General features: G+C 71.9%; 22 protein-coding genes. 10 read left to right on the plus strand and 12 right to left on the minus strand.

The annotated features are described in order from the left end of the window. Positions 1 to 89: 89 nt before the first annotated feature. The 3 genes from SD460_RS44190 to SD460_RS44200 are packed head-to-tail and all read left to right on the plus strand — an operon-like array spanning position 90 to position 1,646. Entirely contained in the window at positions 90 to 686 is a 597-nt protein-coding gene (locus SD460_RS44190; protein ID WP_290062442.1) for a sulfite oxidase-like oxidoreductase, read from the plus strand. Then, positions 656 to 1,378, plus strand: a complete 723-nt coding sequence (locus SD460_RS44195) for a ferredoxin reductase (RefSeq protein ID WP_318307696.1) — start codon at positions 656 to 658, stop codon at positions 1,376 to 1,378. The genes SD460_RS44190 and SD460_RS44195 overlap by 31 nt, the downstream gene beginning before the upstream one ends. 1 nt (position 1,379) lies before the next feature. Further along, the gene (locus SD460_RS44200) at positions 1,380 to 1,646 is read left to right on the plus strand and encodes a DUF6510 family protein (protein WP_290062447.1); all 267 of its coding nucleotides are present in this window, start codon (positions 1,380 to 1,382) and stop codon (positions 1,644 to 1,646) included. A 61-nt stretch (positions 1,647 to 1,707) separates the two neighbouring features. Here the strand turns inward: SD460_RS44200 and SD460_RS44205 are convergent, their stop codons facing one another. Then, positions 1,708 to 2,550: a hypothetical protein gene (locus SD460_RS44205; RefSeq protein WP_290062449.1), complete on the minus strand. Its 843-nt coding sequence runs from the start codon at positions 2,548 to 2,550 to the stop codon at positions 1,708 to 1,710. A 564-nt stretch (positions 2,551 to 3,114) separates the two neighbouring features. Beyond that, a complete protein-coding gene (locus SD460_RS44210) occupies positions 3,115 to 3,444 on the minus strand; it encodes a DUF8817 family protein (protein WP_318307697.1) in 330 nt (109 codons plus the stop codon). Between the two features lie 20 nt (positions 3,445 to 3,464). Between SD460_RS44210 and SD460_RS44215 the strand changes: the two genes are divergently transcribed. After that, on the plus strand, positions 3,465 to 3,854 hold the full coding sequence (locus SD460_RS44215) for a Rossmann-fold NAD(P)-binding domain-containing protein (protein WP_290055592.1): 390 nt from the start codon (positions 3,465 to 3,467) through the stop codon (positions 3,852 to 3,854). Between the two features lie 25 nt (positions 3,855 to 3,879). On the opposite strand, the gene SD460_RS44220 is transcribed toward SD460_RS44215, so the two are convergent. Genes SD460_RS44220 through SD460_RS44240 form a run of 5 tightly spaced genes read right to left on the minus strand, consistent with a single transcriptional unit; the run spans position 3,880 to position 8,678 of the window. Next, entirely contained in the window at positions 3,880 to 4,626 is a 747-nt protein-coding gene (locus SD460_RS44220) for an IclR family transcriptional regulator (RefSeq protein ID WP_290055591.1), read from the minus strand. Positions 4,627 to 4,657: 31 nt separating this feature from the next. Next, positions 4,658 to 5,635 carry a cyclase family protein gene (locus SD460_RS44225; RefSeq protein ID WP_290055590.1) on the minus strand — a complete coding sequence of 326 codons (978 nt, stop codon included), beginning with the start codon at positions 5,633 to 5,635 and terminating at the stop codon, positions 4,658 to 4,660. Continuing rightward, on the minus strand, positions 5,628 to 5,894 hold the full coding sequence (locus SD460_RS44230) for a hypothetical protein (RefSeq protein ID WP_290055589.1): 267 nt from the start codon (positions 5,892 to 5,894) through the stop codon (positions 5,628 to 5,630). Before SD460_RS44230 ends, SD460_RS44225 begins: the two co-directional genes overlap by 8 nt. 16 nt (positions 5,895 to 5,910) lie before the next feature. Next, the gene (locus SD460_RS44235) at positions 5,911 to 7,332 is read right to left on the minus strand and encodes a TRAP transporter large permease subunit (protein WP_318307698.1); all 1,422 of its coding nucleotides are present in this window, start codon (positions 7,330 to 7,332) and stop codon (positions 5,911 to 5,913) included. Then, positions 7,332 to 8,678: an RraA family protein gene (locus tag SD460_RS44240; protein ID WP_290055587.1), complete on the minus strand. Its 1,347-nt coding sequence runs from the start codon at positions 8,676 to 8,678 to the stop codon at positions 7,332 to 7,334. Before SD460_RS44240 ends, SD460_RS44235 begins: the two co-directional genes overlap by 1 nt. A 161-nt stretch (positions 8,679 to 8,839) precedes the next feature. On the opposite strand from SD460_RS44240, the gene SD460_RS44245 reads away from it, so the two are divergent. From SD460_RS44245 to SD460_RS44255, 3 genes are read left to right on the plus strand one after another with little or no spacing between them, the layout of a single operon-like run. Further along, positions 8,840 to 9,340: a TetR/AcrR family transcriptional regulator gene (locus SD460_RS44245; RefSeq protein WP_318307699.1), complete on the plus strand. Its 501-nt coding sequence runs from the start codon at positions 8,840 to 8,842 to the stop codon at positions 9,338 to 9,340. A 14-nt stretch (positions 9,341 to 9,354) separates the two neighbouring features. Further along, positions 9,355 to 9,705 (plus strand): hypothetical protein, encoded by a 351-nt coding sequence (locus tag SD460_RS44250; protein ID WP_318307700.1) that lies wholly within the window; start codon positions 9,355 to 9,357, stop codon positions 9,703 to 9,705. Positions 9,706 to 9,716: 11 nt separating this feature from the next. Next, the gene (locus tag SD460_RS44255; protein ID WP_318307701.1) at positions 9,717 to 10,742 is read left to right on the plus strand and encodes an alpha/beta hydrolase family protein; all 1,026 of its coding nucleotides are present in this window, start codon (positions 9,717 to 9,719) and stop codon (positions 10,740 to 10,742) included. A gap of 215 nt (positions 10,743 to 10,957) precedes the next feature. On the opposite strand, the gene SD460_RS44260 is transcribed toward SD460_RS44255, so the two are convergent. Together SD460_RS44260 and SD460_RS44265 are read right to left on the minus strand one after the other, a co-directional pair. Continuing rightward, positions 10,958 to 11,407 (minus strand): nitroreductase family deazaflavin-dependent oxidoreductase, encoded by a 450-nt coding sequence (locus tag SD460_RS44260; RefSeq protein WP_290051548.1) that lies wholly within the window; start codon positions 11,405 to 11,407, stop codon positions 10,958 to 10,960. Next, positions 11,404 to 12,534 (minus strand): glycosyltransferase, encoded by a 1,131-nt coding sequence (locus tag SD460_RS44265; RefSeq protein ID WP_290051549.1) that lies wholly within the window; start codon positions 12,532 to 12,534, stop codon positions 11,404 to 11,406. The genes SD460_RS44260 and SD460_RS44265 overlap by 4 nt, the downstream gene beginning before the upstream one ends. 50 nt (positions 12,535 to 12,584) lie before the next feature. Between SD460_RS44265 and SD460_RS44270 the strand changes: the two genes are divergently transcribed. After that, entirely contained in the window at positions 12,585 to 13,241 is a 657-nt protein-coding gene (locus SD460_RS44270) for a TetR/AcrR family transcriptional regulator (protein WP_318307702.1), read from the plus strand. Between the two features lie 61 nt (positions 13,242 to 13,302). Here SD460_RS44270 and SD460_RS44275 read toward each other — a convergent pair whose 3' ends face one another. Both SD460_RS44275 and SD460_RS44280 read right to left on the minus strand, forming a co-directional pair. After that, positions 13,303 to 16,716 (minus strand): S8 family serine peptidase, encoded by a 3,414-nt coding sequence (locus SD460_RS44275; RefSeq protein ID WP_318307703.1) that lies wholly within the window; start codon positions 16,714 to 16,716, stop codon positions 13,303 to 13,305. Positions 16,717 to 16,915: 199 nt separating this feature from the next. Next, complete coding sequence (locus SD460_RS44280; protein WP_290051554.1) at positions 16,916 to 17,554, minus strand: TetR/AcrR family transcriptional regulator; 639 nt, start codon at positions 17,552 to 17,554, stop codon at positions 16,916 to 16,918. Positions 17,555 to 17,663: 109 nt separating this feature from the next. On the opposite strand from SD460_RS44280, the gene SD460_RS44285 reads away from it, so the two are divergent. Then, positions 17,664 to 18,872: an FAD-dependent oxidoreductase gene (locus SD460_RS44285; RefSeq protein ID WP_290051555.1), complete on the plus strand. Its 1,209-nt coding sequence runs from the start codon at positions 17,664 to 17,666 to the stop codon at positions 18,870 to 18,872. An 11-nt stretch (positions 18,873 to 18,883) separates the two neighbouring features. Here SD460_RS44285 and SD460_RS44290 read toward each other — a convergent pair whose 3' ends face one another. Next, positions 18,884 to 19,813 carry an MBL fold metallo-hydrolase gene (locus tag SD460_RS44290; RefSeq protein ID WP_290051556.1) on the minus strand — a complete coding sequence of 310 codons (930 nt, stop codon included), beginning with the start codon at positions 19,811 to 19,813 and terminating at the stop codon, positions 18,884 to 18,886. Between the two features lie 87 nt (positions 19,814 to 19,900). Here SD460_RS44290 and SD460_RS44295 point away from each other — a divergent pair, with 87 nt between their 5' ends. After that, positions 19,901 to 20,806, plus strand: a complete 906-nt coding sequence (locus SD460_RS44295; RefSeq protein ID WP_290051557.1) for a LysR substrate-binding domain-containing protein — start codon at positions 19,901 to 19,903, stop codon at positions 20,804 to 20,806. The last annotated feature ends 87 nt before the right edge of the window (positions 20,807 to 20,893 follow it).

Here is a 20,893-nt window from a genome sequence, read left to right on the forward strand (position 1 = left end):
TGTCCTCCCGGCCGGGGGATCGCACGAACGGGTGGGTCCCGCTCCGCCGGTGGGTGGGTTAGATTGGGCGCCCGACGAAAGGGGCTGGCGTGGCCGTGTTCAGCCGGGCGTTCCACGGGCGTCGCGAGCAGGACCCCGCCCTGCCGCCGGGTCAGTACCTCACCGAAGACTTCCCCGTCCTCTCCGCCGGGCCGACCCCGCCGGTCTCGGCCGACGACTGGTCGTTCACCGTCACCGCGGAGAGCGGCGAGCGGCACGCCTGGACCTGGGCCGAGCTGATGGCGCTGCCCGCCGAGGAACCGACCGTCGACATCCACTGCGTCACCCGCTGGTCGAAGCTCGGCACGACGTGGCGCGGTGTGTCGCTCGACGTCCTGCTGGAGGACGTCGACACCGCCGCGGACTACGTGCTGGCGCACAGCCACGGCGGCTACACCACGAACCTGCCGCTGGAGGACGTGCTCGACGGCAAGGCGTGGCTCGCCTTCGAGTTCGAGGGCGAGCCCCTGGAGCCGGTGCACGGCGGGCCCGTCCGGCTGCTCGTGCCGCACCTGTACTTCTGGAAGTCCGCGAAGTGGATCAGCGGGCTGCAGCTGATGCTCGACGACCAGCCCGGGTTCTGGGAAGAGCTCGGCTACCACAACTACGGAGACCCGTGGCGGGAACAGCGCTACGACGGCGACTAGGCCACCGCCGGCTGACCGCCCGGCTCGTCGAGACCCGCGACGAGACGGCCACCGCGCGCACCCTGCGATTCGCCGTGCCGGGGTGGCCGGGACACCTCGCCGGGCAGCACGCCGACGTCCGGCTGACGGCCGAGGACGGCTACACCGCGCAGCGCAGCTACTCGCTGTCCGCCCCCGCCGACGGCGAGTTCGTCGAACTGACCGTGCAGCTGGTCCCCGACGGCGAGGTCTCGCCGTACCTGGTGCGGGACATCGAGGTCGGGGACGAGGTCGAGCTGCTCGGCCCGCTCGGCGGCTGGTTCGTGTGGCGGCCGGAGCAACCCGGCCCGGTCCTGCTGATCGGCGGCGGCTCGGGGATCGCCCCGCTGAGGGCGATGCTGCGAGCCCGCTCGGCGGCGAGCCCGCCGTTCCGGCTGCTCTACTCGGTCCGCACCCCTTCGGACGTCTACTTCGCCGGTGAGCTGGACAGCCCGGACGTGACCCTGCTGTACACGCGGGAAGCACCGGACGGCGTGGAGCGCACGCCGCACCGGATCGACGCGGCGGACCTGACGGCGTACGGGCTGCCGGCCGCAGAAGAACCGACCTGTTACGTGTGCGGCCCGACGTCGTTCGTCGAGACGGTGACGGGCTTGCTGATCGACGCCGGCCACGACCCGGCCCGCGTGCGCGCCGAACGCTTCGGAGGCTGAGATGACCGACGGACACCTCGACGGCAACGCCCTGGCCGGGCCGCTGAGCACCGTGTTCACCGCCGAGGTGACCACGGCGGTCGCGGCGTGCGCGGGCTGCGGCCGCTCGGGCCCCCTGGCGGCGGCCCGCGTGTACGGCGCCCCGATGGGTTACGTGGCCCGCTGCCCCGGCTGCGACCAGGTCCTGCTCCGCTACGCCGAAGCCCCGGCCGGCACGACGCTCGACATGCGCGGCATCGCGACGCTGCGGTTGACCACGGCGGACTGACGCACGCCGCCCGCGGCCAAGCCTGACCGGCCGGGTCCTCGACACCCGCGACAGCGGAGGGTCAGCGGTGCACCTGCCACTGATCGTTGGCGTGCACCACGGTGCGGGACAGGTTGGGGCACAGGAAGTTCGCCGTCGACGAGTTGGAGATCACCGAAGTGTTGCCGGTGCCCGCGGCCTGCCAGGAGCCGTTCAGCTTGATCTTGTAGCTGCTGCTTTCGATGGTCCGGCTGCCCAGCGCGGTGCAGTAGGCCGCAGTGGTGCTGCCGCCGGCGTAGATCTCGAAGATGTTCCAGCTGCGGTTGTCCTGCGACTGGTCGGTGCCGCGCTGGGTGTAGAGGGTGTCCCACCGGTTGGCGCGGTAGTTGAACAGCGACGCCGTCCACGTGTTCGTGCCGGCGTCGGTCTGCTCCACCTTGCCGTGGTAGGAATCGTGCCCGTTGACCGAGGCCACGTAGGTGGTGCGGAACGTGGCGTCGATGTTGACCGACTTGGCGACGTTCACGCCGACGCACCAGTCCCAGGCCCAGACCTGCTTGGCTCCGTTGTTGTAGGCGGTCACCAGCTCCACGCACGACCTCGGGGCCTTCATCGTCGGAGCGTAAAGGGTGTCGCCGGAGACGGTGAGGTCGCTGTAGGCCGACTGGATGGCGTCCTGCCCGGTGACCGCGCTGCCGCCGGTGTAGACGCCCCAGTCGTCGTGGATGTTGACGTCCGGGGCGCGGCGGGCGGCGTGGCCGGTCCGGATCTCCCGGAACCGGTCGGCGGCGGCGACCTGGGTGGTGCCGTCGACCGCACCGACCACGGCGGTGCCTTCCACCGCCATCGGGGCAGCCGTGGCGACCGAGGTGGCCGGCACGCTCAGAAACACCGCGGCGGCGAGCACACTAAGGGTTTTTCGCATCGGAACTCCTTGCCTCAAAAGGCATCGACCGGCACCGGATCCGACGCCAGGGCAGGGTTTGCCGGCCCCAGGACCGACTCGGGGCGCACGAAAAAGAGCGCGCGGGGCCGCGCGCGGATCAGCGGGGGGACGGGCGTCAGCGGACCTTTTTCGCCCGGCGGGGAACGGATTTCCCCGGCGCGCACACCGAGGTGTGGTTCAGCCGAGGCACCGCGCCGGAATATCGTCGACGGTCTTGCCGAGGGGTTTCAGTACCACACCGCCGATGCGTGGTCGAACCGCGCGGCGGCCGCGGGCACGGCAGTAGTCGTTGTCCAGCAAGGAAAAGCGGGGTCAGGGCGGAGCCGAAGCGGCGAGGCCGACGACACTGCGCCCACGAACGTTCCTTCGCCGCATCCTGGGTGCCACCTCCGGGGACGGGGGGGATATTCACCCACAAGTGTGAGAACCGGCCGACCGCGTGGTCCAGACTTTTCCCGCAACTTGTCTGATTTTCTGTCTCTGCCGCGGAAACTCACGCCGGGGGATCGCCGCGGCAAATCCGTCGGCCGCTCTCCCGTGAGGCTAGGACCCCTTGATCCGTTCGACGAGCTCGTCGCGGTACTCCCGCGCCGCCGGCAGCTCCGGTTCGTCGCCGGTCGCCCGCTTCAACGCGCCTTCCAGGATCTTCAGCCCCTGGCGTTCGTCGCCGCGGGCGTCCGCTTGCCTCGCGGCGTTCTCCAGGGCTCTGGCGAGCTTGGTCCGCGCCTCGGCTGCCTGGGCGGCCGTGTAGATCCGGATCCAGTTCGGCCGCGTCTGCCGATAGGTGATCTCGAAGCCGAGCATCTCGTAGAACGACGCGATCTCGTCGATGGAGGCTATCTGCTCACGCGAACAGCCCGGTCCCCCGGTCACGCCGGTGGCGGCATGACGCGATGGAGATGCCGCCGGATCCGGTCGAGGTCGACGTCGGCGTCCAGGCGAGCGCGGTCCGGCACCTCCTCGGCGTGCTCGACCGCACCTGGACCGGGCAGGACTCGGTCGAGTCCCTCGGCGGTGACGACCTTTCCCACGACGACGTCGCCGAAATCCTCACCAAGGTGCTCGGCACGCCCATCCGGTACGAGCCGGGAGAACGCGCCGCCGTCAAGCGATTCCTCGCCGACCGCGGGTTCTCGGAGGCGATGGCCCAGTCCATGGTGGACATGGACCTCGCGGCCGAACGCGGCATCAACAACGCCACGCCCCGCACTCCCGAGAACACCACCCCCACCACTTTCCGCGAATTCGCCGCGGAAACCGTCAAGCCGGCGGTGACCGCATGACCTGATCCGCGTCGACGAGCCCGCTTCAGGCGATGCGGCGGCTGATCGCGAGGGCGGCGCGCTGGAGTTCGACGCCGAGGTCGGCCACTCGGTCCTCCGGCAGGTCGGCGAACGTGCCGGTGACCTGCACCGCGGCGGCGGCTCCGCCCCGATCGGTCACCGGCGTGGCCACGGAGGCCATGCCGGGCTCGCGTTCGCCGCGGGCCTCGGAATAGCCGCGGTCCCGGATGCTCTCCAGCTCCGCGACGAACGGCTCGCGGTCCACGGCCACGGAGTTCTTCTCCAGGTACGCCAGGAAATCGGTGAGCTCCCCGCCGTCCATCTGCGCGGTCAGCGCCTTGCCCGCGCCGAGGTGCAGGGGCAGGCGCTCGCCGATCGGCAGCTCGTAGCGCAGCGGGGTCGCGCCGCCGACGCGGGCGAGCACCACCCGCGACCAGCCGATGCGCTTGAACAGCGACGCCGTCAGGCCGGTGGCGGCGGCGAGGTCCTGCAGAACGGGCTGGGCCGCGGCCAGCAGCGGGCTGGTCGTGAGGTAGGCGTGGGCGCCGAAGAGCAGACCGGCGCCGGCGCGGTACCCCTTGTCGTCCTTCTCGACCCGCCCGCGCGCCTCCAGCACGCCGAGGATGCGCTGGGTCGTGGCGATCGGCAGGTCCGCCCGGCGGGCGACCTCCGTCAGCCGCAGGGTGTGCTGGCTGGAGTCCATGACCTCGAGGATGTCGATGGCTCGCTCGAGCGAGCGCATGCTGGTCGCGGGTTTCGCCTGCTCCACCATGTGCCACATCTTTCCACACAGTGGTGAACGTTCACCGGAGGGCGGTGGCGTTGGCCGGGGACCCGACGCCGCCGACGAGGTGCAGCGGCTTGACCGTGACCAGCGCGTCCCAGCGGTCGTGAGCCCGGCTGTCGGCCACCAGGGCGGTGAGGTTCCACAGTTCGCCGAGGGGCACGCCGAGCTTGGCGATCAGCTCCTGGTGCATCATCCCGGCGTCTTCGGGCGCGCTGGCCAGGTAGGTGTCGGTGGCGACCGGGAGCACCTCGACGGCGAACGTGTCGGTGGCGAACACCGCGACCTGGTTGTCCCACAACCATTCCGGCAGTTCCCGGGTCTGGCGGAAGCCGGTGGCGCGGCGGGCGTCGCGGACTTCGCTTCTCACCGCCGGATCGGCGTCGAGGAACCAGCGTGCCCAGCCGGTGTGGACGAGCACCAGGTCGCCCGGCCGGACCCGCTCGTGCTGCGCGCGCAGGGCACGGTCGAGGACGTCGACGTCCAGCGCCGGTCCCCGCCGGTGGTCCAGCGGTGCGCCCTCGGCGGCGAGGAGCCCTTCGACGTCGATGAGCAGGCCGCGACCGGCGATCGGGTGCTCGGCCCAGCGCTGCACCCCGAGCGCGGGCTGCCCGGCGCGGATGTCTTCGTCGGGGACGCCGTTGTAGAACCCGTACCCGGAAGCGCGGCGGTGGCGCAGGCCGTCGACCTGCGAAGTGGCCTGCAGGTAGAAGCCGTGCAGGACGTCGTCGCGGGCTTCGGCGTGCGCGGCGAGCAGCTCGTGGCGGGGCGCCGACCGGGCGCGGGCCATCGGCGGGTCGAAGGCGTCGAGCGCGAAGTCCAGCGAGAACACCGCGCCGCGGGTCACCGTCGCCGCGGCCGCGGCGACGTGCGCCGGTCCCGCGAAGTTCGCGGTGCCGCGTTCGGGGTGCTGGTCGAACACGTGCCAGCTGGAGCCCGGCGGGACGTGCGCACCCAGTTCCGCGTAGGTGGGCACGTCCCGGCGAAGCTCAGTCACGGTCGGGGTCCTCGCGGCGGTAGGACAGGGCGAACGACAGCAGCCCGGACACCGAAGCGCCGCCGAAGGCGTAGGGAGCGAGCGCCGAGGCCCAGTGCCGGGCGGCCGTCGCGTCGCCGGCGGCGAGGGCACCGATCTGCCCGACGACGATCGCCAGGCCGGCGAGGAGGAAGAACACCACGGAAAGGGCGAACAGGGAGGTGGCGACGCGGGTCGCCGTGGCGGGCGGGTGCGTGGACTGGTTCAACGCTGAACTCATGGACCTCTTCTTCCGGTCAGGTGGGGAGGACGCCGACGGCGATCAGGACGCCGAGCGCGAGGATGGGCAGGCAGTAGTACTTCAGCAGCGGCAGGAACGTCTTGACCGGGTCGACCCTGGCGATGCCGGCGGCGACGTAGATCGGTGCACCCGAGGGCGGGGACGCGCCTTCGGTGGAGGCGAAGATCAGGACGGCGGCGGCCGCGACGGGCGCGGAGATGCCGGCACCGACGAGGGCGGCGACCGCGACCGGCCCGACGGCGGCCATGGTGGCGCTGGCGGTGAGCGGGATCGCGATGGCCACGACGATCACGCCGATGGCGATCGCCATGATCCACCCCGGCGCGTCGAGCCCGGACAGCACGCTCTTGAGCTGGTCGGCCAGGCCCAGCTCGGCCAGGACGTTGGAGGCGGAGAACGCGGCGACGATCGTGATGCCGATGACGCCGAAGGACGGGGCGACCTTGCCGATGGTCGACCACCAGCCGGACGCGGTGCGCGGCAGGTGCTTGCGGCCGAGGAACAGCACCAGCGCGATCATCAGGACCGGGATCCAGGTGATCAGGCTGACCACGTCGGGCATCTCGTAGGGCTGGGCGGGCAGCTTGGTGCCGTCGGCGAGCGCGACCGGCTTCTTCAGCGCGTCCCCGACGCCGGAGTAGGTGCCCAGCGCCTCGGCGAGCGGGCCGCGGGTGAGCAGCAGCGGGATCAGGATCGGCAGGAACAGCGTCAGCGACGTCCACCCGGACCGCAGGCTGCGCCCGAACGGGACGCGGTCGCCTTCGGCGATGGGCTCGATCCCGTTGCGGCGCACCAGGAACCACGCGAGCACGATCCGGTAGCCCAGGCACCACAGGCCCGCGATGGCCAGCGGCTTGACGATCTCGTCCGCCTGCATGATGCCCTGCGCGGTGAGCCCGCCGACGAGGATGAACATCGTGGCGGAGAACGGGAAGCTGACGCCCATCCCGGCGCCGCCGGCGACCACAGTCGCGGCGAGTTCCGGCTTGACGCCGGAGCGGCGCATCCACGGCACGGTCACCGAACCGACCGCCGCGGTGACCGCGGCGCCGACGTGGGCGATCGCCCCGAAGATGCCGCCGGCGACGGTCGCGGTGTAGACGGGTCCGCCGCGCAGCCGGCCGAGGACCGAGTTGAGCAGGTCGATCAGCTTGTCCAGCACCGGGGTCTTGGTCAGCAGGTAAGACATGAACACGAACGCGAGCCCGGCGAAGGTGACCTCTTCCTGCATGGCGTCGGCCACCGCTTCGCCGATGACCGACCACGGCGATCCGCCGTCCTCGATCCCGCCGAACACGGCGAACGCGCCCACCGCGACGAAGCCGAGGATCATCGCCTCGCCGATGTTCCTCTTGAACACCGCGTTCCACACGATGATCACGGCGACGAACGCCAGCAGCGCCCACACCCCGGTCATCACGCGGTCCCGGCGAGGATCGCGGCGCGGCGCTGCGCCTCGTCGGCTTCCACGGCCCGGCCGCCCAGCAGGCTCGAGGCCGCCTCGGACGCCGGGATCACGATGACGCCGTCGTCGTCGCCGACGACCAGGTCGCCGGGCCGGACCACCACCCCGCCGACCGCGACCGGCACGTCCACCTGGCCGGGACCGTTCTTGTAGGGGCCGGCCGGGCAGGCGCCGCGCGCCCACGCCGGGAAGCCGATCTTCTCCAGCTCGCCGACGTCACGCAGGACGCCGTCGGCCACGATGCCCAGGACGCCACGGCGTTTCGCGCGCTCGGCCATCAGCTCGCCCAGCAGGGCCCGGTTCGTGTCGCCGCCGCCGTTGACGACGAGCACCTCCCCCGGCCGGGAGACGGCGATGGCCCGGTGCAGGGCGAGGTTGTCCCCTCGGGGGACCCACACGGTGCGGGCCCGCCCGACCACCCGCGCGCCCTTCCACAGGGCGCGGACCCCGCCGTCCAGCATCCCCATACGATCGCGCGCGTCGCCGAGGTTGGCCACCGCCAGGCCCTCGAACTGGCCCAGCAGGTCCTCCGCGGGGGTGAGGGCGGCGTCCGCGCGGCCCCGGTGCACCTCGGCGGTCGCCCGGGTCATCGACGGGAGCACCCCGAGCGAATCCAGCAGCCGCGCGGCGGCGTCGGCTTCACCGGCGCGCCGAGACGCGTGCTTGAGCGTGCCGTCGTACAAGCGGTTCAGCGCCGCGTCCCCGCCGGAGAGCTCACCGGCGATCTGCGCGCGCACCCAGTCTTCGGCACCGGCCGCCCGGGCGGCCAGGACCGACTCCACGATCAGCGCGCCGATGCCCTTCATGAAGATGCTGCGCAGCAGCTTGCGCGCCGACGCGGCCCCCGGCTCCCCGCCGATGTCCTCCACGGGGGCGCCGAGCAGGCGGAACATCGAGGCGGCCCGCGTCGAGCCCGCCCCGCTGACGACCACGCTCGTGGCGGAGCCGTGCGCGGGGACCGAGCCGATCACGGCGACATCGGCGAACCGGGCGGCACCGACCAGCTCGGCGATGACGCGCTTCACGTCCGGCGCGGTCGCGTTCATGTCCACGTAGACCGTGTCCGGGTCGAGGGACCCGGCGGCCGAGCGCGCCGCCACTTCCGCGGCGCGGCCACCGACCAGGCTCAGCACCAGCTCGGCACCGCGCACGGCCTCCTCCGGCGTGGCGGCCCGCTGCACCCCGGCCGGGGTCGCGTTGTCGGCGGGGTCGAACCCCGCGACGGTCCAGCCGTGCTCGACCAAGCCGGTCGCGTAGAGGGATCCGGCCTCGCCGAGTCCCAGCACCGACACCCGCATGCCGCCTCCTTGCGTTTTCCATACAGTGGTAAAGTCTTCCGTAGTGCGGATAGTATTGCCACAAGGTAGTGCGAGAGTCAACGACGGAGTTCGCAGCGAGTGCGAATTTTGAGGAACGGTCGTTCTTGACTGATCGTTCCTCAAACGGCTATCGTCCTGGCATGGGCAGGCGACGGGCGTTCGACGAGGACGAAGTGGTGCACGCCGCCGTGAAGTTGTTCGGGGGACGGGCGTACGACGGGGTGTCCGTCAACGACCTCGTCACCCACCTCGGCGTGCACCGCAACAGCTTGTACAAGACGTTCGGCAGCAAACGGGGCCTCTACCTGGTCGCCCTGCGCCGCCACCTCGCCGACGACGTCGGCCCCTTGGCCGACGCGCTGGCCGGGGCGGCGGACGCCGCGGACGCGTTGCGGCTGGTCACGTCGGCCGACCTCGGGCTGCTCGTGCTCGCAGCGGTCGACCGGGCGCCGGCCGACGAGGAAGTCGCCGCCGAGGTGGCTACCGCGCTGGCCACCCTCGACCAGGCGATCGCCGATGCGCTCGGCGTTCCCGCCGCGCTGGCCGCCGCCCTCACCGCCGCCGCACTGGGCATCCGCCTGCGCGGCAACCCCGACGGTGTCGGCGCCGCGCTGGCCCGGCACCTCGATCCCCTTGACTGAAAGGAAAACCCGACATGGCAACGGTCCGCATCGACGGCGGCGAGCTCGTCGTCGTCATGGAGGGTCTCGACAAGCTCTGGGCCTTCAAGAGCAGCCTGACCATCCCGCTGGCCAACGTCCGCGGCGCGACCGCGGACCCCGGCATCGCCGCCGACCCCAAAGGCATCCGGGCCCCGGGCGCCCACCTGCCCGGCGTGATCACGGCGGGCACGTTCCACCTCGACGGCGAAAAGGTCTTCTGGGACGTCCGCGACGCGTCGAAGGCCGTCGTGATCGAACTCGCCGACGAGCGCTACTCCCGCCTGGTCCTCCAAGTCGACGACCCGCGCACGACCGTCGCGCTCGTCGAGAACGCCCTGCGCTGAAGAGGAAACCGATGCTCCCCCACCTCGCCGCGGCCGTGCTGTCGCTGGCCGCCGTGACCGCCACCCCCGCCGAGGCGGCCCCCTGCCTCGTGCCGGCCGCCGACCGCGAAGTCGTCTTCACCGTCGACGGGACGGCGACCTACGGCACCCTGCACGTGCCCGCACACCGTGCCGGGCAACGGTTGCGTGCCGCGTTGCTGCTGCCCGGCAGTGGTCCCACCGACCGCGACGGCAGCCAGCCGCCCGCGGCCCAGAACACCCTGGCGCTGGTGGCCGGCGCGCTCGGCACCGACCGGGTCGCCACGCTCCGCTTCGACAAGTACGGCACCGGAAAAACCGGGCTCGGCGCCTACCGCGACCACCCGGAAACCCTCGACTACCCCGCCTTCGTCCGGCAGGCGAAGGCCGCCTACGCGACGTTGCGCGACCAGCCGGAAACCGACCCGCACGCGCTACTGGTCATCGGGCACAGCGAAGGCGGGATGACCGCGCTGCTGCTCGGCGGCACGGTCCGCCCGCGCCCGGCCGGCGTGGGACTGCTGCAACCGCAGGCGATCCGCCTGCTCGACCTGGTCGCGCTGCAGCTGCACGCCCAGACCGCCGAGGCGGCCCGGCAGGGCCAGCTCACCACGGAACAGCAGGACGCCGTCGACGCGGCGATCGACGCCGCCGTCACCGCCCTGCGTGCCCACCGGCCGGTCGACACCACGGGCCTGCCGCCCGCACTGGCCCAGCTCTTCACGGCCTTCCAAGGGCCGAGCGGCCGGTTCGTCGACAGCGATGACGCCGTCTACCCACCGGACGCCGCCGCGGCCCTGCGCCCGGGAACCCGGGTGCTGCTGACCTGCGGCACGAACGACACCCAGGTCCCGTGCGCCACCACGGATGCCCTGACCGCCGCCCTGCGCCGCGCGCACACCGGCGGACCGGGCCGGGTGCCGCTGCCCGGAGTGGACCACCTGCTGCACGACGCCGACCACCCGGCCACCCCCGCCCCGGCCGTGCTCGACGCCCTGCACCGGTTCGCGGGGCACTGAGGACGACCCCGGGGCCGCCGGATGGTGCCCGCACCACCCTGATCTCGATGCCGATCCGGCTCGCCGACCTCCGGCCGCCAGCGGGTTTCCGCCGCTGGTCGACACGCCGGCCGGGCGTCAAGCAGGTCGAGAAGCTCGTCGGCAAGGTGCTGACGTCGAGCACGTGAGCAGGGTGCCCGCCGGTCGCGGTCAACGGCCGGCGGGCACCGCACGGGTCAGTGATCAGGTGGTGCCAAGGCGATGACCGGGATCAGCCGATCCGTTTTGCTCTTGTACTCGGCGAAAACCGGCGCGCGGGACTCCTGGTCGTTCCACAGCGCGTCACGCTCGGCGCCCGTCAGCACCGAGGCGGTGCGGACCTGCTCCTCGATGCCGGTTCCGGTGCCGACTTCGATGCGCACCCGGGGTTGGGCCAGCAGGTTGTGGTACCACGCCGGGTTGCGGGCCTGGCCGCCATTGGTGGCGAAGATGATCCGGCGGTCGCCGTCGGGCAGGTAGCCCAGCGGCGTGGTCGACTCGCGGCCGCTGCGTGCGCCGACGGTGGTGAGCAGCAGCAGCGGGACGTCGGCGAACACCCCGCCGACCTTGCCGTGATTCGCGCGGAACTCGGCCATGATCTTCGCGTTCCACGACGCCATGTCCGGGTCGCTGTACCGGTCGGTCATCGGAGCGCCTCCACCAGGGCGGGGAACGATTCGGCCAGCGCGGCCGCGTCAGGCAGCGCGGCGATTTCGGCGGCCACCGCCCGGGCGCGCTCGCCCACCACCGGATCGGCGGCCCGATCGAGCGCCCGAGCGAGGTCCTCGCCGGGGCGGACGGCGACACCCACTCCACAGGCGGCGACGAGCTCGGCCTGGATGAACTGGTCCGCGGCCTGGGGCACCACGATGAGCGGCAGCCCGTGCGCGAGACCGGACAGCACGCTGCCGGCGCCGCCGTGCGTGACCATGATGTCCACATGGGACAGTAGCCGGGCCATCGGGGTGAACGGGACCAGCCGCACGTCGTCCGCGAGGCCGTAGTCGGCGGCGGACCGGCCGAGACCGACGGTGACCGCGATCTCGAAGCCCTGCCCGGTCAGTCCGCGCACGACCGGCGAAACGATCTCGGGCGCGGTGAAGTGCGTGCCGAAGGTGACCAGCACTCGCCCGCGGCCCTCGGCCGGTGCGTCGAACACCGGCGGCGCGGCCGGCGAAACCGTGTGCGGCTCGGGGCGCAGCGGCACCCGGTCGGCGGGCGGCTGCCAGCCCGGGAACTGCAGCGTGGGCGGGCAGATGTCCAGGTACTTCCCGCCGACCGCCTCGACGGGAGCGTCGACGCCGAGTTCGGCATAGCGCGGCGCGGCGGCCTCGGCGAAGGCTTTCAGCAGCTCGGGTGGATGGCCGGGACCGAGTGCGTGGGTCAGCAGCGGGACGTCGAGCGCGGCCGCGACCAGCGGGCCGACCAGGTCGGTGGCTTCGTGCACCACCACGTCCGGCCGCCACTCCCGCGCGGCGTGCAGGGATTCGGCGCCGGCCAGGCCGACCCGGACGTCGGCGAACAAGGTCGCGACCATCGCGAACGTGGGCACCGTCGAGCCGTCGTCACCGTTGCGGCGCGCGGACTCGGCGAACACCACGTCCATCGTCGGCCCCGAGGCGACCAGCTCGAGAGGCTCGTTCTCCAAGGCGGGCGCCAGCGCGCCCGCGGTCAGCACGCCGACCTGGTGACCACGTGCCGCCAAGGCCCGCCCCACCGGCAGCAGCGGGATCAGGTGGCCGTGCGCGGGCACGGTCGACAAGAGGATTCGCATATTGATCAGAGTAGCGTTCTTGTCAACTAACGTGCCTTATAGTCATTGCCGTGCCCGCTACCTCGTACAACTCGCCGCGCCGCCGAGAGGCCGCCGCCCAGACCCGGCAAGCCATCCTCGACGCGGCGCGCCGGCGGTTCGCCGAACGCGGGTACGCCGCGACCACGATCCAGGAGATCGCCGCGGCCGCACGGGTGGCGGCGGCGACGGTCTACGCGAGCGTGGGCGGAAAGCCGCGCTTGCTGGACGAGCTGGTCTCCAGCGCCGCGGCAGACACCCGCCTGCGGGAGGCGGCCGACCGCGTCACCGAGACCGAAGACCCGGGCGAAGTCCTCCGCGGCTGCGTGGCGGCCGCCCGGTTCGGCGCTCAGGAGTACGCCGACGTCTTCGAGCTGATGCTCACGACGGGACGCGCCGACGACGGGGCCGCGGCCGCCGCGGCCAAGGCCGACCAGGGCTTTCGCGGCGGTCTCGGCGTGGTCGCCGCGCGCCTGCGGGACCTGGGCGCGCTCCCGGGATCGACCGGCGAAGCGGTCGACGTGCTGGCGTACTTCCTCGGCTACCCGTCCTGGCGCCGCCTGGTTGGCGACTTCGGCTGGAGCTATCCGGCCGCGGAGACGTGGCTGGTCGCCCGGATCGCGGAGACGCTCCGGATCGACCACCTCGGCGACGCGCGTCAAGCCGAAGCGAGCGAATCCGCGCAGTAAGCGTCTTATCCGCCGCGGCGAGCCGCCGGCTCCCGACCGGAGCCGGCGGCCGCCACCGACGTCAGCCGATCCGGTAGTGGTACGGCAGGGTCGCGATGACCTCGCCGGTGCCTTCCTCCGGCAGGCCGGTCGCGCCGGTCGGCAGGGTCGGGACCGTCGCCAGGTTGAGGTGGCCGGCGATGTCGGTGCCCCGGCTGCCGGACGGGGTGATCGTCACCTGGATGACCGCGCTCCGGCCCGGCTGGATGATCACCGGCGTGCCACCCGTGCCCGCCGGGTCGATCGCCTGGTCGTACGGGTCTCCGGTGGACGACGTCACGGCGTGGTCGAAGCCCGCGGTCACCAAGGACGACGTGTAGCTCGCGTGCCCGGCGGGGGTGCCGGCCGGCCCGAACGGGCCCAGCTCCTGCACGTCGGCGAACCAGATGCCCTTGGTGACGTAACCCTTCTTCTCCCCGATCGTGGCGACCGAGACGGTGCTGCCGCCCTGCGCCTTCTTCAGGTCGCCGAACACGTCGATGCCGGCGGCCGACCCCTGCAGCTCGACCTGGGCCGGCACGGTCGACGACGTGGCCACCGACAGCTTGGTCGTGTCCGGCGGCACTTCGTAGACCGGCGCGATCGACCCCGGCTCGGGCAGGTCGACCTCGGTCTGCCCGCCGATCGCGACCGGCTGCAGCGTCTGCGCGGTGTCGGTGCGGGCGTCGACGCCGACCGCGATCGGCTCGACACCGGTGTTGCGCACGGTCACCGGCACCGTGACCGCCTGGCCCGCGGCCAGCTTGCCGCCGCTGGGCAGCGCCGGCGCGGACACCGAGGCCCGGTCGAAGGCGACGGTCCCGGTGAACGGCTGCCGCAGTTCCTTGCCCGTCACCGGGTTCTGCACCACCAGCACCAGGTGCCAGCGCCCGGGCAGCGGGTTCGCGTCGGTCAGCTGCACCGCGGGGCCCTGCGCCACCGTCGTCGGCGAAGCGAGGGAAATGTTGCTGTTGACGTCGCCGAGTTCGCCGTTCGGGTCGACCAGGACGGCGTCGACGATCGTGCCCGGGTCGGACAGGTGCACGGCGACGTCGAGGTCCTTCTTGCCGCGGGGCACGTCGAACTCGTAGCTGAACGTCTGCGCGGGAGACACCGCGCGGGCGTTGCCGCCGGTGATCGTGCCGCTGAACGTGCCCGTCCCGGTCCCGGTCGGGATGAGCGAGCGCAGCACCGCCGACACGGACGTCTGGTGGCCGTCGGAGCTGCCGAAGGTCACCGAGTAGTCGGCGTCGCCGCCCGAAGCCGGAGTCTGCAACGAAAGCTTGACCGGTTTGGTCTGGCCGGGCGCCAGGTTCAGGACCGGAGGCGAGACCTGGCCGTAGGACACCGCGCGCTGCGCGTCCGCGGCCAGCTGGATGTCACCGGTGTAGCCTGACGCGCCCGCGGCGGAGTACAGCACCGCCGTCCAGGTGCCCGCGGCCGGGTGCCGGACGTCGACGTTGGCGTAGTTCGCCGTCGCCGCGCCACCCTGCGGGCGGCTGTTCGCGACGAACGTGCCGTCCGGCGCGAGCAGCGTCAGCCGCACCACCGGGGTGACCGGGGCGCCGTTGACCGTCTTGGGGCTGCCCTGCCACGCCATTCTCGTCAGCAGCCGATCGGTGGCCGGCGGGACGCTGAACTTCACCGTCTTCCGCGCCCACTGCGCGCCGTTGTAGTAGGTGAACGCCGGCAGCGTGGCCGAGTCGAACGGCACGGTCTGCGTCTGCGTCGACAGCGGCGCGAACCCGCGCGTGCCGGTGGACACCGTGAGCGGCTTGGTGCCGACATTCGACACCTTGACCGTCGCCGTCTGGGTGCTGCCGGGCGCGCCTTCGAGGGTCAGCTGGTCGGTCGAGAGCGCGATGTTCGACGAGACCCCGGCCGGGACGCCGGTGGTGCCGGGCGCGGTCGTGGCCGCCTCGACGGCCGCGCGCGCGTCCAGCAGGCCGGAGCCCTGCTCGTCGGCCGGCAGGCCGAGGTCGCGCGTGGTGCCGGTGATCAGCTGCTTGACCAGGGCCGGCGCCGGCGACGCGCCGTGGTGCGTGCCGCGGTAGGCCTGGATGACCAGCGCCGCGACGCCCGCGGTCAGCGGCGCCGATTCGCTGGTGCCACCGAAGGACTCCAGGTCCGCGCCCTGCGTCGGCGACTGGAACGTCCGGCACTCCGCGAAATTCGGTTCGCAATCGGCCCAGTTGCCCTCACCGGGTGCGACCAGATCGATCGTGCGGCCGTTCTGCGTGATGCCCGAGGAGGACAGCGCGGAGATGTTGTCGCTGATCCACTTTCCGTTGGAGAACGGGAAAGCCGCGTAGGCGGTCTGCGCGTACAGCCGGTTGTCCGTGGTCGCGCCGGCGGAGATGACCAGCGGGTCGGTGGCCGGGCTGCCGATGGTGGACGTCGTGCCCGCGTCGCCGCTGGAGGTGGTGACCGTGACGCCGGCGGCGACGGCCTCGTCGTTGAACACCTGGAACAGCTCGCGCGAGCTGGTGTCCGGGTACTGGTTGAGGCCGAGCGACTCGTTGATGACGTCGACGTGGTCGACCGTCACCGCGTAGTCGATGGCCTGCAGGATCGCGGAGTTCGTCGCGGTCGAGCCGAACACGTTGAGCCCGACCAGGCTCGCGCCCGGCGAAACGCCCTTGACGACGATATTGCAGCCGGGCGGCAGCGGGTGCGCCTGGTTCACGAACTTCGAGAGGTCGTGCACGACGGTGCCCTGCGCGGCGATCGACGACGCGTCCCCGAAGGCCTCGGCGCCGGAGTCCGTGGTCGCCGGGCCGTCACCGGAGAAGTCCTGGTAGTCCGAGAACACCTTGGACCCGTCCGGCCGGATGAAGTCGGCGTAGTTCGGATCCATGTTGTCGGCGAGGAACGCGACCTTCACGCCGGAGCCGTCGGCGAGGTCGGACGCGCTCTTCGAGCCGTCGGTGCTGAAGGCGTGGATCGAGGTGAGCGCTTCCGGCTCCAGCAGCGGCTTCGCGGGATCGGAAGGACAGATGGCGCCGGGCGCCTGCGGGGTTCCGGGCTGCGCGTTCGGCGCCGTCGCGTTCGCCCCGGCCGCCGGCGTGGTCGGCGCGGGCAGCGTGACCTTGCTGTCCGGCAGCACGGAGGCCACCGCGGGGTCCTGCGCGAGCGCGGCCGCCTGCGCCGGGCTGACGGTCGCGGAGAAGGCATTGCCGACCGCGAAGTGCTTGACGTTCGACGGCGCCGGTCCGGTGAGTTTGCCGAGGACCGCATTCTGCGCTCTGGTCGCTTGGTCGCGTCTGCTCCCGGAGGCGGCCTTCGTCGGTGGCGCGGCGGCGAGCTGGTCCCCCAGCACGACGATCACCGCCTGCGGCGCGCTGTCGGCGCTCGCCACGGGAGCGGCCAGCGCCGCCGTTTGAGTCGATCCGGCCAGCACCAAACCACCGATGGCGGCGAGGACGACGGGACGGAATATCAGCGACGAACGCCGCATATGCAGCTCCCTGGTCGTAGGGCACACAACAATCAGACCCGGCCAAATCGGACGTATTCCGGAGGGCCGATTTAGCCGCCAGGAGACTATTGCCGTTTCACGTCTTGTACACAAGCAACAATGGTCGGCAATTTCGCTCACGAAATCCGTGTCGCAAAGGGCGGTAAATCCGCATTGACCGACGACGGGCGCGGCGCTGTCAGGCGGACAGCAGGTAGCGCACCGCCGTCTCCTGCAGGTTGGCGACGAACGCGTCGTCGTCGATCGGCAGGGGGCTGGCGAATTCCGGGCCGTACGCGACCCGGATGACCGATGCGGCGAACACGGTGCTGAAGCAGGAGCTGACCGCGGTCTCGGCGTCGGCGTGCGTGATGGTGTCCGCCAGCCGCAGGACCACGTGCGCGAATCCGCTCCCGAGCTCCTGGCTGTAGCGGGAACCCCGGCGGCGGATTTCGGCGTGTGACGCGGAGATCAGGATGACGGCCCGCAGGAACCGTTCGTGGCGGAAGAACATGCCGACCGTTTCGGCCACCGCCGCCCGGACGAGTTCGGCCGCCGGCAGGCCGCTCCAGCGGCGGTCGTCGGCGAACACCTGGTGCTCCGCGCGCATGCTCTGGATGCGGTGTTCGTAGACGGCGAGGAAGAGCGCCTCCTTGCCGGCGGTGCGGGCGTAGATCGCCGGCGGCGCCACGCGGGCCCGCTCGCACACGGCGGCGATGGTGAACGCCTCGTACCCGCCGTCCTCCAGGAGCGCCACCCCGGCGTCGAGCACCCGGTTCCACGCCTCGCGGCTGCGCCGCTGCTTGGGCGGCCGGATCTCGAGGTCCTCCTCGCCCATGTCGCCGCCCTCCCGCCGTCCCGGACCTTGACAGAACCGTAGCGCACGCTACAAACTGACGAAACAGTAGCGCTCGCTATTGTTTCCGCTCGACGTCGCGAGGTCTCCCATGGCCGTCCCGCACTCTGACCCACCCCGCGGCCGCGTCGCCATCCTCGGTGCCGGTCCGGCCGGCATGGCCACGGCCCTGTCCGTCGCTCAGGCCGGGCACGACGTCGTCGTCTACGAGCGCTACCGCGAGGCACGCCCGGCGGGAAACATCCTCAACCTGTGGCCGCCGCCGCTGAAGGCGCTGCGCGCGCTCGGCGTGGACATCGACGACTTCGGCTCGCCGACGAACACCGAGTTCCGCAACATCCACGGCCACGTCCGCGTCCACGTCGAGCAGGACCCGGAGACCAAGAGCGCCTACGGTGGCGGGTTCATCGGGCTGCTGCGGCCGGAACTGTACGAGCGGATGCTCGCCGCCATCCCGCCGGGCACCATCCGGTTCAACCAGCACGTGAGCCGCATCGAGCAGGACGACCGCGCGGTCACCCTGCACTTCGCCGACGGCACCACGGCAGACCACGAGCTGCTCGTCGGCGCCGACGGCATCGACTCGCTGGTGCGGCGCACGCTGTGGGGCGACGCGCCCCGGCGGGAGCACCGGCTGCACATCTTCGGCGGCTTCACCTTCGACGACGTCGCCGGCACCGAACCCCACAAGTCCGTCCTGACGCACAGCGCGACGGTGCAGGGAAGCTGGACCTCGATCCGGTACAAGGGCCGCGACGGCTTCCAGTGGTGGGTGCTCGCCGCCACCGATCCCGGAGCCCCGGCGCCGGCCGACCTCAAGGCCGCGGCCGCCGCGCTGGCCGAGGGGTTCCTCGCTCCCCTGCCCGGCCTGATCGACCGGACGGAGCCGGGCAACGTGCAGCACTGGGTCCTGCGGGATCGGCCCCGCCTGAAGCAGTGGTCCCGGGGGCGGGCCACCCTCGTGGGCGACGCGGCCCATCCGACCTCACCGTACGCGGCCTACGGCGCCGGGATGTCCATTGAGGACGGTTACTTCCTCGGCCGCGCCCTGCGCGGCGTCGACCTCGGCGACTTCACCGCGGTACAGCGGTGCCTGCGGAGCTACGAGGACCCGCGCAAACCCCACACTGCCCGTCAGGTCCAGCAGGCGTGGATCCTCGGCAAGGTCTTCCACCACGCCCCGGCGCCCCTGCGGCCCCTCCGGGACTTCGTCTTCGACCACACCCCGTTCCTGCAGAAGGTCGTGGGCGACGCCAACCACGGCGAGATCAGCAAGCAACTGGCCCTGATCGAGGACTGACGTTCACCCCGTCACGCCCGGCAGGTCAGCGGGCGGCCGCCGTTGTAGGCGACCATGTCGCGGAACGCGCCCGGGACGTCGATGCGGGCGCCCGGCGCGGCACCGTTCTCCTCGGCGTAGGCGCGGTGCAGGTTGCCGGCGATGCGCTCGCTGTCGAGCCAGCCGGCGTACGGACCGAGGTCGCACTGACGGGCGGCTTCCAGCGGCGAGAGCCCGGCCGCGACACCCTGCTTCGCGACCTCCTGGACGAAACGCATGTACCCCAGCGCGTCGTCGATGACCTCGGGGCCGCACACCGGACCGTGGCCGGGCACGATCGTCGTGGCGCCGAACGCGGGGATCACGTCCTCGAGGACCGCGATCGAGCCGGAAACCGAACCGGAGAGCAGGAACGGTGTTCCGCCGGCGAACAGCAGGTCGCCGGCGAACAGCACGGACCGCTCCGGCACCCAGATGACCGAGTCGTTCGTGGTGTGCGCCGGAGTGCCCACGTGGCGGACCTCGCAGCGCAGGTCGTCGACCCACAACGTGACGCCCTCGCGGTAGGTCAAAAACGGGGGTGCAGGCGGGAGCGAGCCCTCGTCGATCTCCTCGAAGATCCCGGTCAGTGGTGGCGTGGCGGCCATGGCGAGCATTTCGGACCGGGTGTTCTCGTGCGCGACGATCGTGGCCCCGGGCAGCCATCCGTTGCCTGCGGTGTGGTCGGGATGGCTGTGCGTGTTGACGAGGGTGTGCACCGGTCCCGGCGACACGGCCCGCATGGCGGCGGCGAACGCGCGGGTGCGCCGCTCCGTCGAGCAGGTGTCGACGGCGACCGTGCCGGACCGCCCGACGAGCATCCCGGTGTTGTTGATCATCCAGCCGCCGTCGGGTTGCACGTAGGCGTAGATGCCGCCACCCAGGTCCTCGACCCGGGGATCGCCCACAGCGTCGTCACTCATGCGTTCACCCTCGTCCGCGGTGGTTCCCCCGGGAAGCTGATTTCGCGTATACCCGTCATCGATGAGACTGATGACCTGGAGGCCGCCGTGCAGCTGTCGAACCTGGATCTGAACCTCTTGGTTTCGCTGGACGTCCTGCTGGAGGAACGGTCCGTGACACGCGCCGCGGCGCGCTTGGGCTTGTCCCAGCCCGCGCTCTCGGGCGCGCTCGCCCGGCTGCGACGGCACTTCGACGATCCCCTGCTCATCCGTTCGGGCAACACGTCCGAGCTGAGCCCGCTCGCCCAGGCGCTGCGGCTTCGCACGTCACACGCGCTAAACGAGGTCGAGCGCGTGTTCGCCAGCGAGGCCGTGTTCACCCCCGCGGCCTCACGGCGCACCTTCACCGTGCAGGCCTCGGACTACGCCATGGCCGTGCTCGGTCCGCGGATCGCGCGGGTGCTGGCGGACCAGGCGCCGGGGGTCATGCTGCGGTTCGAGACCCATTCGAGCACCGCGACGGACAGCCCGGCCGACCTGCTGCGCGGGGTGGACGGCATGATCCTGCCGCGCGGCTTCGTGTTCGACCTCCCCGCCATCGACCTGTTCACCGACGAATGGGTGTGCGTGGCGGACCAGGACAACGACGCCGTCGGCGAGGCGCTGACCATGACGGACATCGCCGAGATGCCCTGGGTGCTCACCTACCACGGATCGGCCCGTTTTCTCGGCGCTGTGCGGCAGCTGGAGCAGCTGGGGATCGAGCCCAGGGTCGAGGCGGTCGTCGAGAGCTTCCTCGCCCTGCCGTTCTACATCGCCGGCACCCGCCGGCTCGGGCTCGTCCAGCGCCACCTGGCGGACCTGCTGGCTCCCGGCAACCGGCTCCGGGTGCTCGCCTGTCCCTGGGACGTCGTGCCGGTGGTGGAAACGCTGTGGTGGCACCCGCTGCACACCCGCGACCCGGGTCACGCGTGGCTGCGGTCGGTCATCACCGAGACGGCCCGGCGCCTCTGAAGCGACATTCGTCCGGCTGATGCGGGACATCAGTGATTTCGCCTTCCCTGATGCGGCGGCCCACACCGATAGTGGTGGTCGTCACAG

The organism is Amycolatopsis solani, from assembly GCF_033441515.1.
Classification (GTDB): Bacteria; Actinomycetota; Actinomycetes; order Mycobacteriales; family Pseudonocardiaceae; genus Amycolatopsis; species Amycolatopsis solani.